Source organism: Rhodoferax sp. LS1P39, assembly GCF_056521425.1.
In genome coordinates this window covers 139,838-154,135 of sequence record NZ_JBWMAV010000003.1, presented here as the reverse complement: position 1 = coordinate 154,135, position 14,298 = coordinate 139,838, and the positions used below count along the sequence as shown (strand labels likewise).

Annotated in this window: 10 protein-coding genes; 4 read left to right on the top strand and 6 right to left on the bottom strand. The window is 66.6% G+C overall.

All coding sequences use genetic code 11. The features are described 5' to 3' along the window. Window positions 1–3: 3 nt before the first annotated feature. The 5 genes from AC097O_RS07625 to ppc form a co-directional block, all read right to left on the bottom strand. A complete protein-coding gene (locus AC097O_RS07625) occupies window positions 4–987 on the bottom strand; it encodes a S49 family peptidase (RefSeq protein ID WP_479592229.1) in 984 nt (327 codons plus the stop codon). A 2-nt stretch (window positions 988–989) separates the two neighbouring features. Continuing rightward, window positions 990–1,352, bottom strand: coding sequence for a Rieske (2Fe-2S) protein (locus tag AC097O_RS07620; protein WP_348007889.1), 363 nt, complete (start codon window positions 1,350–1,352; stop codon window positions 990–992). Between the two features lie 18 nt (window positions 1,353–1,370). Beyond that, window positions 1,371–2,030, bottom strand: a complete 660-nt coding sequence (locus AC097O_RS07615) for an HAD family hydrolase (protein ID WP_479592228.1) — start codon at window positions 2,028–2,030, stop codon at window positions 1,371–1,373. Next, window positions 2,020–3,456, bottom strand: a complete 1,437-nt coding sequence (locus AC097O_RS07610; RefSeq protein ID WP_479592227.1) for a mannose-1-phosphate guanylyltransferase/mannose-6-phosphate isomerase — start codon at window positions 3,454–3,456, stop codon at window positions 2,020–2,022. Before AC097O_RS07610 ends, AC097O_RS07615 begins: the two co-directional genes overlap by 11 nt. A gap of 105 nt (window positions 3,457–3,561) precedes the next feature. Further along, the gene (gene ppc / locus AC097O_RS07605) at window positions 3,562–6,462 is read right to left on the bottom strand and encodes a phosphoenolpyruvate carboxylase (RefSeq protein WP_479592226.1); all 2,901 of its coding nucleotides are present in this window, start codon (window positions 6,460–6,462) and stop codon (window positions 3,562–3,564) included. A gap of 181 nt (window positions 6,463–6,643) precedes the next feature. Here ppc and hemC point away from each other — a divergent pair, with 181 nt between their 5' ends. The 4 genes from hemC (at window position 6,644) to AC097O_RS07585 (ending at window position 10,905) form a co-directional block, all read left to right on the top strand. Continuing rightward, window positions 6,644–7,558: a hydroxymethylbilane synthase gene (gene hemC, locus AC097O_RS07600; RefSeq protein ID WP_479592225.1), complete on the top strand. Its 915-nt coding sequence runs from the start codon at window positions 6,644–6,646 to the stop codon at window positions 7,556–7,558. Between the two features lie 2 nt (window positions 7,559–7,560). Then, a complete protein-coding gene (locus AC097O_RS07595; protein ID WP_479592224.1) occupies window positions 7,561–8,346 on the top strand; it encodes a uroporphyrinogen-III synthase in 786 nt (261 codons plus the stop codon). Next, the gene (locus tag AC097O_RS07590) at window positions 8,343–9,380 is read left to right on the top strand and encodes a uroporphyrinogen-III C-methyltransferase (RefSeq protein WP_479592223.1); all 1,038 of its coding nucleotides are present in this window, start codon (window positions 8,343–8,345) and stop codon (window positions 9,378–9,380) included. The genes AC097O_RS07595 and AC097O_RS07590 overlap by 4 nt, the downstream gene beginning before the upstream one ends. 241 nt (window positions 9,381–9,621) lie before the next feature. After that, window positions 9,622–10,905, top strand: a complete 1,284-nt coding sequence (locus tag AC097O_RS07585; RefSeq protein WP_479592222.1) for a heme biosynthesis HemY N-terminal domain-containing protein — start codon at window positions 9,622–9,624, stop codon at window positions 10,903–10,905. Window positions 10,906–11,075: 170 nt separating this feature from the next. On the opposite strand, the gene AC097O_RS07580 is transcribed toward AC097O_RS07585, so the two are convergent. After that, complete coding sequence (locus tag AC097O_RS07580; protein WP_479592221.1) at window positions 11,076–14,291, bottom strand: Rne/Rng family ribonuclease; 3,216 nt, start codon at window positions 14,289–14,291, stop codon at window positions 11,076–11,078. Window positions 14,292–14,298: the final 7 nt, after the last annotated feature.

Here is a 14,298-nt window from a genome sequence, read left to right as displayed (position 1 = left end):
CTTTTAGCGCAGCGCGGGCACGCTCTGCAAGGCGCGGACCGAGCCTTCGCCAATGGCGGCACCAAAGCGCTTGGCCAGCCGCTCGGCCACGTTTTCGCGGCGGGTGTAGTCCACCAGCTCTTCGGCCTTGACGACCTCGCGGGCCACGTAGTCCAGGTTGCCCAGGTGGTCGGCCAGACCCATTTCTACGGCCTGCTGGCCGCTCCAGAACAGGCCGCTGAAGGTTTCCGGGGTTTCTTTCAAGCGTTTGCCGCGCCCGGCCTTGACGGCATCGACGAACTGCGTGTGGATCTGGTCCAGCAGGCCCTGGGCGTAGGCCCGTTGTTGCTCGGATTGCGGGCTGAACGGGTCGAGAAAGCCCTTGTTTTCACCTGCGGTGACAAGTCGGCGCTCCACACCCAGCTTGTCCATCAAGCCCGTGAAGCCAAAGCCGTCCATCAGCACGCCGATGCTGCCGACGATACTGGCCTTGTCGACATAAATCTGGTCGGCAGCCACGGCAATATAGTAGGCCGCCGAGGCGCAGCTTTCTTCCACCACGGCGTAGACCGGCTTGTTGTACTTCTTCTTGAGGCGCCAGATTTCATCGTTGATGATGCCGGCCTGCACCGGGCTGCCGCCGGGCGAGTTGATCAGCAAGACCACGGCCTGGGCACCCTCGTCCTCGAAGGCGCTGCGCATGGCGGCCACCACGAATTCGGCCCCGGCGTCGGCACCCGAGGCAATTTCGCCCTTGATTTCGACCACGGCGGTGTGGGCCGTGGTTTTGTCGGCGCTGGGCGTGGTGCGCGACAGGCCGATCCACGCGGCCGCCACCAAGCAGACCAGCCAGGCCAGACGGACAAAATTGCGCCAGCGGCGGGCGGTTTTTTGCTCGGCCAGCGCGGCAAAAGCCAGTTTTTCCAGGGTAGCGCGCTCCCACCCTGGCGTAGTGGTCGGGTTGCGACCAGGCGCAGAAGGGTCGGTGGGAGGAATCGGGTCGTTCATTGTTAAAACTCAACAGGTTGCAATTGGGCGCGAGTATGCCAGTGCACCACCCCGCTGGACTCCGACAGGGCTATCTTCACCAGCCCGCCGCGGCAGGGGCCGCCGCCGCAGTCACCGGTGTCGGGCCGGTAGGCTGCGCCGTGGGTGGCGCACAGCAGCCATTCGCCGGAATCGTCAAAGATGCGGTTCGGCTGGTAGTCCAGTTCCATGGGCACATGGGTGCAGCGGTTCAGGTAGGCATGGGCCTGGCCGTTGTAGCGGATGGCAAAAGCCCGGCAGGTCTCACCCAGGTAGGCCACATCAAACGGTACTGCATCGCCGCCGTCGCTCAGGTCCGCCGTATTGCACAGGGGAATTTCTTGCATGGTGTCCACCTCCCAAAATCAGCCGTGCGCCAGCAACCAGGCGTGCAGCTCGGCCACCGAGTGCGCCACAAAACGCGGATGCAGCGCCGCAAACGCGCCAGTGGTGTGCGCGCCGTAGCCCACGCCCACACTGGCGCAGCCTGCGTTGACGGCCATTTGCAGGTCGTGCGTGGTGTCGCCGATCATCAGGGTGCGCTCGGGGGGCACGCCAAATTCGCGCATCAGCTCCTGCAGCATGCGCGGGTGCGGCTTACCCTGGGTTTCGTCGGCGGTGCGGGAGCCGTCAAACAGGCCGTGCAACTCCACCGCCTGCAAGGTCTCGTTCAGGCCACGGCGCGACTTGCCGGTGGCCACCGCCAGGCAGTGCTGGCGGGCCTTCAACTCTGCCAGCATGGGCAGCACCCCGGCAAACAGGCTGATGTCGTGCTGGTGCGCCAGGTAGTGGTGGCTGAAACGTGCGCCCAGTTCGGCGTGCTGAGACGCGGGCACATCGGGCGCGGCATGGGCCAGGGCGGGGATCAGGTCCATGCCGATCACGTACGAGGCCGCCGCGTCGCTGGGCACGGTGCCGCCCACGTCGCGCACCGCTTCCTGGATGCTGCGGGTGATGATGGCCGTGGAATCGAACAGCGTGCCGTCCCAGTCGAAGGCGATCAGGTCAAATTGCCTACCTACCATAGACATCTTCGAAGCGGACAATGTCGTCCTCACCCAGGTAGCTGCCAGACTGCACTTCGATCATCTCCAGCTCGACGCGGCCCGGGTTCTCCAGCCGGTGCGTGGTGCCCAGCGGGATGTAGGTGGATTCGTTCTCGGTGACCAAAAAGGTCTCCTCGCCTTTGGTGACCTTGGCGGTGCCGGACACCACAATCCAGTGCTCGGCGCGGTGGTGGTGCATTTGCAGCGACAGCGTGCCACCGGGCTTGACCACGATGCGCTTGACCTGGAAGCGCGCGCCATTGTCCACGCTGTCGTACCAGCCCCAGGGGCGGAACACCTTGCGGTGCAACTGGCCTTCGGAGCGGCCCTGCTTTTTGAGGCTTTCGACGATCTTCTTCACGTCCTGGGTCTTGTCCTTGTGGGCCACCAGGATCGCGTCGGCGGTTTCGACGACCACGATGTCGTCCACACCTACGCAGGCGATCAGACGGCCTTCGGACAGGGCCAGGGTGTTGCGGCAGTCGTGCAGCAGCACATCGCCCTGGGCCACGTTGCCCGCACCGTCTTTGGGCAGCACAGACCAGAGTGCGTCCCAGGCACCCACGTCAGACCAGCCCGCGGCCAGCGGAATCACCACGCCCGGCGGCAAACCGGCCTGGCCGGAGGCGATGCGTTCCATCACCGCGTAGTCGATGGAGTCGCTGGGGCAGGCAGAAAACAGCTCTTTGCCCACGCGCACAAACTCGCCATCGGTGCTGCCTGCGTCCCAGGCGGTCTGGCAGGCCGCCAGGATGTCGGCACGGCACACGGCCATGGCCGCCAGCCAGACCGAGGCCTTGACCATGAACAGACCGCTGTTCCAGGAGTAGGTGCCTGCGTCCAGATAGCTCTGGGCCGTGGCCTGGTCGGGCTTTTCCACGAAGCGGGCGATGGTGGATGCGCCGCCGTTGCCATACAACGCCCCGGCCTGGATGTAGCCGTAGCCCGTCTCGGGGCTGTCGGGCGTGATGCCAAAGGTCACCACCGCGCCCTCTGCGGCCAAGGCCGCGCCCTGGCGCACCACGGCCTGGAAGGCGGGCTTGTCCACGATCACGTGGTCGGCGGGCATGACCAGCAGCACCGGATCGGCCCCATCACGCAATCCCGCCAGCGCGGCCAGGGTCAGGGCCGGAGCGGTGTTGCGCCCCGTGGGCTCCAGCACGATGCTGCCGGGCTGGCCCATCAGGCGCAGCTGCTCGGCGATGACGAAGCGGTATTCCTCGTTGCAGACCACCATGGGCGCGGCCACCGTGCCCAGGCCCAGGCCCTCCACCCGGCGCACCGTGGCCTGCAGCAGCGAGTCGTCGCCGATCAGCGGCAGCAGTTGCTTGGGGTACTTTTCGCGGGACAAAGGCCACAGGCGGGTGCCAGAGCCACCGGAGAGAACGACAGGTTGAATCAACATAGAGTTCCAAAAGGTAAAAAAACCAAGGGCCGTAGAACGCGTCCTACCACCGTTGGTTTTTATTATTGCAGAGCAACATAGCGCATTTTCGCGCCGCGGGCGGTATTACCCCGTGTTGCGCAGCGCCGCCGCAATGCCGTTGATGGAAATGTGGATACCGATCTGCACCCGCTCGTCGCCCTGCCCGGCCCGGTAGCGCCGTACCAGCTCCACCTGCAGGTGGTGCAGCGGGTCGATGTAGGGGAAACGGTGGCGGATGGAGCGCTGCAGCGAGGCGTTGCCCGACAGGCGCTGCTTCTCGCCGGTGATCTGGGTCAGCGCGTGGGCGGTGCGGTGCCACTCGGCCTCGATGCTGGCGAAGATGCGCTTGCGCAGCTTGGCATCGCTCACCAGCTCGGCATAGCGCGATGCCAGGGCCAGGTCGCTCTTGGCCAGCACCATGTCCATATTGCTCAGCAAGGTGCTGAAGAACGGCCACTGGCGGTACATTTTTTGTAGCACCCCCAGCGCGTCTTTCCTGCCCGCGGGGCCGTTTTCGTTCAAAAACGCTTCCACGGCCGAACCAAAGCCGAACCAGCCCGGTAGCGTCAGGCGGCACTGGCCCCAGCTGAAGCCCCAGGGAATAGCGCGCAGGTCTTCGATCTTCTGCGAGGGCTTGCGGGCTGCCGGGCGGGAACCGATATTGAGCTCGGCAATCTCGCGCAGCGGCGTGGACTCGAAAAAGTAGGTGGTGAAACCCGGGGTTTCGTACACCAGCGCCCGGTAGGCGGCCATGCTGGCGGTAGAGAGCTGCGCTGCCGTCTTGAGGAAGGCCGGGGTGGCCGACTTGGTGGGCTGCAGCAGCGTGGCTTCCAGGGTGGCGGCCACCAGGGTTTCCAGGTTGCGGCGGCCAATTTCGGGGTTGGCGTATTTGGAGCCAATGACTTCGCCCTGCTCGGTCAGGCGGATCTGGCCGCGCACCGTGCCCGGGGGCTGGGCCAGAATGGCCTGGTAGCTCGGGCCACCGCCCCGGCCCACCGTGCCGCCGCGGCCATGGAACATGCGCAGGGTGATGTTGTGGCTGTTGGCCAGCTGGTCGAACAGGTCCACCAGCGCGATCTCGGCGCGGTACAGCTCCCAGTTGCTGGTGAAGATGCCGCCGTCCTTGTTGCTGTCGGAGTAGCCCAGCATGATGTCTTGCTCGGCCCCGCTGCGCTGCACCAGCTCGGCCACATCGGGCAGGGCGTAGAACTCGCGCATGATGGGCGCGGCGTTGCGCAAATCCTCAATCGTTTCAAACAGCGGCACCACGATCAGGTCGGCGGTGGCCTTGTTGTCCAGCGTGCGGTGCATCAGGCCGACTTCTTTTTGCAGCAGCAGCACTTCCAGCAAATCGCTCACCGTCTCGGTGTGGCTGATGATGTAGTGGCGGATAGCCTGTGCGCCATAGCGGGCGCGGGATTCGCGGGCCGCCTCGAAAATCGCGATTTCCTTGCAGGTGTGCTCGGAATAGCTGGCCCCCACCACGCGCAGCGGGCGCGCGTCGTTGAGCAAACCCATTAGCAGCGCGCGCTTGGCCATCTCGTCCAGCGCAGAGTAGTCGGCCTGGATGCGGGCCGTGGCCAGCAGCTCGGCCACCACTTCCTCGTGCTTGTCCGAGCTTTGGCGCAAATCTACCGTGGCCAGGTGGAAGCCAAACACCTCCACCGCGCGGATCAGCGGGTGCAGACGCTCGGCCGCCAGGGTGGCCCCGTGGTTGGCCAGCAAAGAAGTCTCGATGGTACGCAGGTCGGCCAGAAAGTCTTCGGCCAGCAGGTAGGGGTTTTGCGGCGCAACCGCATGGCGGGCGGCATCGCCACCGGTCAAGCCCTTCAGGGTGGCGGCCAGGCGGGCGTAGATGCCGGTCAGGGCCAGGCGGTAGGGTTCGTCCTGGCGGTGCACATTGGTGTCGGGCGAGCTGGCGGCCAGCGCCTGCAGCTCGGGCGACATGCCAGCCAAACCGGCAGACAGCGACAGCTCGCCGCCCAGGTAGTGCACCTCGGTCAGGTAATGGCGCAGGGCCACGTCGGCCTGGCGGCGCAGCGCGTATTCCAGCGTCTGGGCGCTCACATTCGGGTTGCCGTCGCGGTCGCCGCCAATCCACTGGCCCATACGCAAAAAGCTGTGCACCGGGTGGTCGCCCAGGGCACCCTCCAGGTCGGCGTAAATCTTGGGAATCTCGCGCAAAAAGGTGGATTCGTAGTAGCTCAGCGCGTTTTCGATCTCGTCGGCCACGGTCAGCTTGTTCATGCGCAGCAGGCGGGTTTGCCACAGCTGCATGACGCGGGCCCGTAACTGCACCTCGTTGGCGGCCAGCTCGCGCGGGGCCAGGGCATCTTTGGAAGTACCTACCAGGGTGCGCTCGCGCAGGGTGTCGCGCACCGTCAGCAGCCGGGCGATGTCGCGCTCGGCATCCAGAATGCTCTTGCGCTGCACTTCGGTGGGGTGGGCGGTAAGCACCGGGGCCACGTAGGCATGGGCCAGCGTCTGCGCTATGGTTTTAGGAGCTATCCCCGCCCAGCGCAAGCGCGACAGGGCCACTTCGATGCTGCCTTCTTGCGTATCGCCCGCGCGCTCGTGCACGGCGCGGCGGCGGATGTGGTGGCGGTCTTCGGCCAGGTTGGCCAGGTGGCTGAAATAGGTGAAGGCGCGCATCACGCTCACCGTCTGGTCGCCGGTCAGGGCCTTGAGCAGCTTCTTCAGCGCCTTGTCGGCCTCGGCATCGGCATCGCGGCGAAAGGCCACCGACAGCTTGCGCACCTGCTCCACCAGCTCAAATGCGGCATCGCCCTCTTGCTCACGGATCACGTCGCCCAAAATACGGCCCAGCAGGCGGATATCTTCTACCAGGGGCCGCTCGTTGGCCTTGTCGCGGCTGGCCGAACGGGCCGCCGGAGCGACGACCTTGGGTGCTGCCTTGGATGAAGGTGCCTTGGTCTCTGCCGCTTTTGCGGCCTTGGGAACGCTGGGAGAATCTGCCGTGGTCATGCGTGGATTTCCTAAAAATGTGCTGGGACTTACGCAGCGCCCCTGTATCGCCCTTCGGGCTTACAGGGGGAACTTGCGTAAGTCCCGTGTGCTTAAAAGTACCGGACTGACCCCATGCTAGCATCCAAGTCCCCCCGAAATGCCGCCAATTTCTTCTAAAAATTACCAACAGGTTACCGGTTTGAGCACCCCCTCTTTGCACATCACCATCGCCACCCGCGAGAGCCGTCTGGCCCTGTGGCAGGCCGAACACGTCCAGTCCCTGCTGCAGCAGCGCGGCCACACCGTCACGCTGCTGGGCATGACCACGCGCGGCGACCAGATCCTGGACCGCTCGCTGAGCAAGGTGGGCGGCAAGGGCCTGTTTGTGAAAGAGCTGGAAGTGGCGCTGGAAGAAGGCCGCGCCGACATCGCCGTGCACTCGCTCAAAGACGTGCCCATGGACCTGCCCGAGGGCTTTGCCCTGGCCTGCGTGCTGGAGCGCGAAGACCCCAGCGATGCCTTTGTGTCCAACCGCTACGCCCTGCTTTCCGATGTGCCGCAGGGCGGCGTGGTCGGCACCTCCAGCCTGCGCCGCACCGTGCTGCTGCGCGCCCTGCGTCCCGATCTGCAGATCGCCCCGCTGCGCGGCAACCTCGACACCCGTTTGCGCAAGCTCGATGAAGGCCAGTTCGATGCCATCGTGCTGGCCAGCGCCGGGCTGATGCGCCTGGGCCTGCCCGAGCGCATCCGCAGCCGCTTTGCCAGCACCGCCATGCTGCCCGCTGCGGGCCAAGGTGCCTTAGGGATCGAAATCCGCGCCGACCGGGCCGACCTGGTGGCCGCCCTGGCCCCGCTGGCCCATACCGCCACCTGGCAGGCCGTGGCCGCCGAGCGCGCAGTCAGCCGCAGTATGGGCGGCAGCTGCTCCATGCCGCTGGCCGCATTTGCCACTTGGGTAGATGGCCAGCTGGTGATTGATGCCGCCTGGGGCGATGCCGAACTGCCCGCGCCGCTGGTCACCGCCCGGGCCCAGGCCGCCATTACCGACCTGGCCAGCGCCACGGCTTTGGGCGAACAGGTGGCTGCGCAACTGCGCGCAGGCGGCGCGGTCTAACTTTGGCCCAGGTCATCGTCACCCGGCCCGCGCAAGATGCCCAGCGCTGGGTGCGCGAGCTCTCAGTACAAGGCCTGCAGGCCATCGCCCTGCCGCTGATTGCCATCGGCCCCGCCGCCAACCCGCTGCCGGTGCAGCAGGCCTGGGAAGGCATGGCGAATTACCAGGCGGCCATGTTTGTCAGTGGCAATGCGGTGCAGCATTTTTATGCATCAAATCAGGCTTCTGCGCTTATTCAAACAGCACGGAAAGCTATAAAAACAAGAGCATGGGCTACCGGACCCGGCACCGTGGCAGCGCTGCACCAGGCGGGTGTGGCGGCCCACCAGATCGACGCGCCGGATGCAGCGGCCGGCCAGTTCGACTCCGAAGCCCTGTGGCACATCGTCGCCCCCCAGGTCCGGCCAGGCAGCCGCATCCTGGTGGTGCGTGGCAGCGACCACACCGGCGAGGCCGCAGGGCGCAGCTGGCTGGCCGAGCAACTAGCGGCAGCCGGGGCGCAGCTCGACACCGTGGTGGCCTACGAGCGCCGCATGCCGGTGTTCAGCCCCGACCAACTTCGCGCAGCCCGGCAGGCGTGTACAGACGGCAGCGTGTGGCTGTTCAGCAGCTCCGAGGCCATTGCCCACCTGCAAAGCCTGCTGCCCGGCCAGGATTTCCGCGCCGCCCGCGCCGTAGCCACCCATGGCCGCATTGCGCAGGCCGCGCGGGGGGCGGGTTTTGGTGTTGTTTGCGAGTCACGTCCCCTGCTGGCCGACATAGTGGCCTCGATAGAATCGCTGGCATGAATGCCGAGCTGCCCCCCGAAAATTCCGCCCCACCTATCCCGGCAGTGAGCCCGACCGCCAAAGGGCCCGGCGTGCTGACCCTGGTGGCCGGGGGCGTGGCTGTGCTGGCCCTGGTCAGCAGCGGCATGCTGTGGCAAAAGCTCAGCCACATCCAGGAACAACTGGCCCGCCAAAGCGCCGATGCCGGGGCCCAGGCGGTCGAAGCCCGCACCATCGCCAGCCAGGCGCAGGACCAGGCCCGCGACATTGCCGCCCGCCAGGCCGTCACCGATGCCCGCGTCAGCGAAACCACGCTGCAGCGCACCCAGCTCGAAGACCTGATACAAAGCCTGTCGCGCTCGCGCGATGAAAACCTGGTGGTCGATATCGAATCCGCCGTGCGCCTGGCCCAACAGCAGGCCCAGCTCACCGGCAGCATCGAACCCCTGCTGGCCGCCCTGAAAAGCGCCGACGACCGCGTCACCCGCGCCGCCCAGCCCCGCCTGGCCCCGCTGCAGCGCGCCATTGCCCACGACACCGAGCGCATCAAGGCCGCCACCACCACCGACACCCCCGGCCTGCTGGTCAAGCTGGACGAGCTGGTCCGCCAGGTGGACGAGCTGCCCACCGTCAACGCCGTGGTGGTCGCCTCCGCCGTGGGCGCGGGCAAAGCCGCGCCGCCGCTGGCCGCCGAATGGTGGCAGCGCGCGCTCGACGTGGTGCACCAGGAAGCCCGCAAACTGCTGCGCGTGAGCCGCATCGAACAGCCCGAGGCGGCATTGCTGTCGCCCGAGCAAACCTTTTTCCTGCGGGAAAACCTCAAGCTCAAGCTGCTGAACGCACGCCTGGGCCTGCTGGCCCGCCAGTTGGCCTCGGCCCGCGCCGACCTGAACGCCGCCTCGGCCGCACTGAACAAATATTTCGACCCCGCCTCGCGCAAGACCCAGTCCATGGCGACCCTGCTGCAGGAAGTGCAAGGCCAGATGAAGGCCGTGGAGCTGCCGCAGGTCGATGAAACCCTGGCCGCCCTGGCCACAGCCGCTGCGGGGCGCTAGTAACCTAGATTCCGCAGTTGACCGCTTCTTACCGTCTGGAACAGCACATGTTGACCGAGTACCACCATCGTCTAGCCATCTGCACCCAACGTCACCAGCGCTACGCACCCGATTGCACCACTGGCACCACGCCTGGGGTCGTTACTCCGCCTTGCGGGCACGTGCCCGCTGCGTTGTCGCGCCTACCCAGTCGCGCCGCCAGCGGCACACTCGGGCACGTCCAACTACGGAATCTAGGTTAATGCGCGCAATTGCCTGGCTCCTGGCCTTGTTTGGCGTGGCGGTGGCGGCTGCCCTGCTGGCGGGTAACAACCAAAGCACGGTCACCGTGTTCTGGCCGCCCTACCGGGTCGATCTGTCGCTGAACCTGGTGCTGCTGCTCACCGTGGCCACCTTCATCGCCCTGCACTACGCCCTGAAAGCCCTGTCGGCCCTGTTCGCCATGCCGCAGCAGGCCCAGCGCTGGCGGCTGCAGCAAAAGGAACGGGCCACCCATTCGGCCCTGCTGGACGCGTTTTCGCACCTGCTGGCCGGGCGTTTTCTGCGCGCCCGCAAGGCCGCCGAAGTGGCCCTGCGCCAGGAGCAAGCCCTGCTGGCCAGCGGCCACCCCCTGGCCCACGGCGACAAACTGCGCGCCCTGGCCCACCTGGTCACCGCCGAAAGCGGCCATTCGCTGCAAGACAAAACCACCCGCGACAGCCACCTGCAGCAGGCCCTGGACAGCACCGCCCAGCGCAACACCCTGGAAACCCAGGAAACCCGCGAAGGCATCCAGCTGCGCGCCGCCCACTGGGCCCTGGCCGACCGCGATGCCGATGCCGCCATGCAGTGGCTGGATGCCCTGCCCCTGGGCGCAGCCCGCCGCACCCTGGCCCTGCGCGTGCGCCTCAAGGCCAACCGCCTGGCCCGCCAGACCCTGCCCGCACTGGAAACCGCCCGCCTGCTGGCCAAGCACCGGGCCTTCTCGCCCGCCGCCGCGCAAAGCATTCTGCGCGGCCTGGCGCTGGAGCTGCTGGCCACCGCCCACGACCCGGCCCAGCTGCAACGCGCCTGGGCCGAGCTGGACCCTGCCGAGCGCCTGATGCCCGACGTGGCCATCCAGGCCGCCCAGCGCCTGGCCACCCTGCAAGGCGACACCGCCACCGCCCGCCTGTGGCTGCTGCCCATCTGGGAGCAGATGGTGGCCCACCCCGAGCAAGAACACGCCTATGGCACCAAACTGGTCCGGGCGCTGGAGGCCGGTTTCTCCGCCACCGACAGCCCGGCCGACCTGCCCTGGCTGCACCGCATCGAAGCCGCCCAGCAGCGCAACCCGCGCGATGCCCGGCTGCAGTACCTGGCCGGCATGGCCTGCCTGCGCCACCAGCTCTGGGGCAAGGCCCAGCAACTGCTGGCCCAGTCGGTCCACCAGCTGGAAGACAGCGGCCTGCAACGCAGCGCCTGGCGCGCCCTGGCCGGCCTGGCCGAGCAGCGCGGCGATACCGCCGCAGCACAGGCGGCTTACAAGCAAGTCGCTGGAATCTAAGGATTCAGGCCCTTTTTTAAAGGCCTGAATCGGCACCTCGTGCTTATGGAATGAGCGCAAGCAGCTACAGAAAACATAGTTAAAAACAGTAGCAAACACCCCCCCTTCTCTCGAATATGCCCCAAAAAAAATGGACCCGAAGGTCCATTTTTTGTTGCCGGGCAGGCTGTTTAGAACGGCAAGTCCATCTTGCCCAGGTCGCGCTTGGTCTCAACCATCACCAGGGGCTCGGCTTGCACCGGGGCGACTGCGGGACGCACACGGGGTACGTGCACCACGATAGGCTCGGCGGCGATGGCGGCCTGGACGGCTGCGGCGCGTTCGGGGCTGGTGCCCACCCATTGCAGGCCCGAGCTCTGGGCCAGTTGGTCCAGTTCAGCGGTTGGCAGGGCAAACACCGGCTTGGCGGCCACCACCGGTGCGGCCACGATGGCGGCCACAGGTGCCGCCACCGGCTCAACCACCACAGGTGCTACCACCTCGGCCACTTCGGCAACAACAGGCGTTGGTGCGGGAGCTGCCACGGGTTCAGCCACTACGGCGGCTGCGCGCTCCACCAGGGACTCGGCTTGCGGCTGTGCGTCCGACTCCACGGGGTTGGGCACAAACGCTGCCGGTTCACCGGAGTTGTCACGCGGTGCACGGTCCTTGCGGTCGCGGCCATAGCGGTCGCGGGAACGCTTTTCGCGGCGCTGGGGCTCTTCGCCCTCAGGACGGGCTTCGTCGCTGCGCTCGGCGGGTTGCTCGGCGGCCTCGGCGGATTCCGCTACCGGCTGACCCGCATCGGCTTGCGCTGCGGCAGCGGCCTGGGCGGCAGCGAAGTACGACGGACGCTCGGGGCGTTCGGCGGGTTCGCGGTCCATGCGGGGCTCGCGCTCGGCACGGGGTTCGCGGTCAGCGCGAGGTTCCCGTGGTTCGCGGGGCTCACGCTCTGGGCGCGGCTCGCGTTCGGCACGCGGTTCACGCTCGGGGCGGGGGGCGCGGGGAACTTCGGCCACGGGCTCACCGTTGGCATCCAGCTGGGGTTCGCGGGGCTCGCGGGGTTCGCGCAGGTCGGGACGGGGCTCGTCCTGGCGGTCACGGCCTTGGGCCGGGGCACCGTCTTCACGCGGGCCACGGCCACCACGGCCACCGCGGGGGCTGCGCTCGCCACGTTCACCACGCTCACCGGCGTTGCGGGGGGCGCGCTCGGCAGCACCGACTTCGACGTTGGCGGCGGCTTCGTTCACCACGCCTTCAACTGCCTGGCCGTCCACTTCGGAACGCTCACGCGGACCCTGGGACCGCTCGCCACGGCCACGGCCACCGCGGCTGCCGCGGTTGGGAGCTTCGCCATCGGCACGCGGTGCCTCGTTGCGGTCAGGGCGCTCGGCGCGCTCAGGACGGTCACCCGCATTGCGCGGAGCGCGTTCGGGGCGGCCTTCCTGGCCTTCACGCGGTTCACGAGGTTCGCGGCCTTCGGCATTGCGCGGGCCACGGTTGCGGCCTTGGCCTTCGCCACGTTCTGCAGTCTCGTCGCGACCACCACGGCCATTGCGGCCACCACGGCCAGGCGCTTCACCACGCGGGTTGCGGGGTTCGCGCTTGTCTTCAGGCTTGGGCGTGGCGGTCACGGTGGCGGGTGCCGGAGCAGCGACCACGACCGGTGCGGGTGCAGCACCAAACAGGTTTTTCAACCAGCCAAAGAAGCCAGTTTCCACCGGTGCGGCCACAGGCGCAGGAGCAGCCACCGGAGCGACCACAGGTGCGGGGGCCACGGCCTTGGGCACAGCCTGGGGTGCGGGTGCGTCGGGCAGCACACCCTTGATCACCGGGGTCTGCTTGTTGGTAGGCTCTTGCGAGCGGCGCGTGACCGAGGTCGCATCTTCCATCACGTCGGCCATTTTGTAGCTGGCTTCGATGTGGTCCAGGCGCGGGTCGTCGTGCTTCAGGCGTTCGAGCTTGTAGTTGGGCGTTTCCAGCGTTTTGTTGGGCACCATCAGCACGTTGATGCGCTGTTTCAGCTCGATCTTGGCGATTTCGGTGCGCTTCTCGTTCAGCAGGAACGAAGCCACGTCCACCGGCACCTGGCACATGACCGAGGCGGTGTTGTCCTTGAGCGACTCTTCCTGGATGATGCGCAAGATTTGCAGCGCGCTGGATTCGGTGTCGCGGATGTGGCCGGAACCACCGCAGCGTGGGCAAGGAATCGAAGCACCTTCGCTAAGCGCCGGGCGCAGGCGCTGGCGGCTCATTTCCATCAGGCCAAACTTGCTGATGGTGCCGAACTGCACACGGGCGCGGTCCTGGCGCAGCGCGTCGCGCAGGCGGTTTTCCACGTCGCGGCGGTTGCGGGACTCTTCCATGTCGATAAAGTCGATCACGATCAGGCCGCCCAGATCGCGCAGACGCATCTGGCGGGCCACTTCTTCGGCGGCTTCCAGGTTGGTGCGGGTGGCGGTTTCTTCGATGTCGCCGCCGCGGATGGAGCGGGCGGAGTTCACGTCCACCGACACCAGGGCTTCGGTGTGGTCGATCACGATGGCACCGCCCGAGGGCAGTTGCACGGTGCGGGCGTAGGCCGATTCGATCTGGTGTTCAATCTGGAAGCGGCTGAACAGCGGCGCGTCGTCGCGGTAGCGTTTGACGCGGGCGGCGTGCTCGGGCATGACGTGGGCCATGAACTGCTGGGCCTGCTCGTACACGTCGTCGGTGTCGATCAGGATATCGCCGATGTCGGTATTGAAGTAGTCGCGGATGGCGCGGATCACCAGGCTGGATTCCTGGTAAATCAGGAAAGCGCCCTTGCCTTGCTTGCCTGCGCCGTCGATGGCGGTCCACAGCTTGAGCAGGTAGTTCAGATCCCATTGCAGTTCGGGCGCGCTGCGGCCAATGCCGGCGGTGCGGGCAATGATGCTGGAGCCGTTGGGGTATTCCAACTGGTCCATGGCTTCCTTGAGCTCGGCCCGGTCGTCGCCTTCGATGCGGCGCGAAACGCCACCGCCGCGGGGGTTGTTGGGCATCAGCACGACATAGCGGCCTGCCAGCGACACAAAGGTGGTCAGGGCGGCACCCTTGTTGCCGCGCTCTTCTTTCTCTACCTGGACCAGCAGTTCCTGGCCTTCGCGGATCACATCGCTGATGCGGGCCTGGTTGACCGGCACGCCCTGCTGGAAGTATTGCTTGGAGATTTCCTTGAACGGCAAAAAGCCGTGGCGGTCTTCGCCGTAGTCGACGAAGCAGGCTTCCAGCGAAGGCTCGACGCGGGTGACGACGGCCTTGTAGATGTTGCCCTTGCGCTGTTCGCGCCCCTCGATTTCAATTTCATAGTCGAGCAGTTTTTGCCCGTCCACAATCGCCAGCCGACGTTCTTCCGACTGGGTTGCGTTAATCAGCATCCGTTTCATGGTGCGC

What these genes read in the sequence shown, in the direction of transcription:
- AC097O_RS07625 (WP_479592229.1), bottom strand. Translation starts at nt 987, where the DNA reads ATGAACGACCCGATTCCTCCCACCGACCCTTCTGCGCCTGGTCGCAAC.
- AC097O_RS07620 (WP_348007889.1), bottom strand. Translation starts at nt 1,352, where the DNA reads ATGCAAGAAATTCCCCTGTGCAATACGGCGGACCTGAGCGACGGCGGC.
- AC097O_RS07615 (WP_479592228.1), bottom strand. Translation starts at nt 2,030, where the DNA reads ATGGTAGGTAGGCAATTTGACCTGATCGCCTTCGACTGGGACGGCACG.
- AC097O_RS07610 (WP_479592227.1), bottom strand. Translation starts at nt 3,456, where the DNA reads ATGTTGATTCAACCTGTCGTTCTCTCCGGTGGCTCTGGCACCCGCCTG.
- ppc (WP_479592226.1), bottom strand. Translation starts at nt 6,462, where the DNA reads ATGACCACGGCAGATTCTCCCAGCGTTCCCAAGGCCGCAAAAGCGGCA.
- AC097O_RS07590 (WP_479592223.1), top strand. Translation starts at nt 8,343, where the DNA reads ATGAATGCCGAGCTGCCCCCCGAAAATTCCGCCCCACCTATCCCGGCA.
- AC097O_RS07585 (WP_479592222.1), top strand. Translation starts at nt 9,622, where the DNA reads ATGCGCGCAATTGCCTGGCTCCTGGCCTTGTTTGGCGTGGCGGTGGCG.
- AC097O_RS07580 (WP_479592221.1), bottom strand. Translation starts at nt 14,291, where the DNA reads ATGAAACGGATGCTGATTAACGCAACCCAGTCGGAAGAACGTCGGCTG.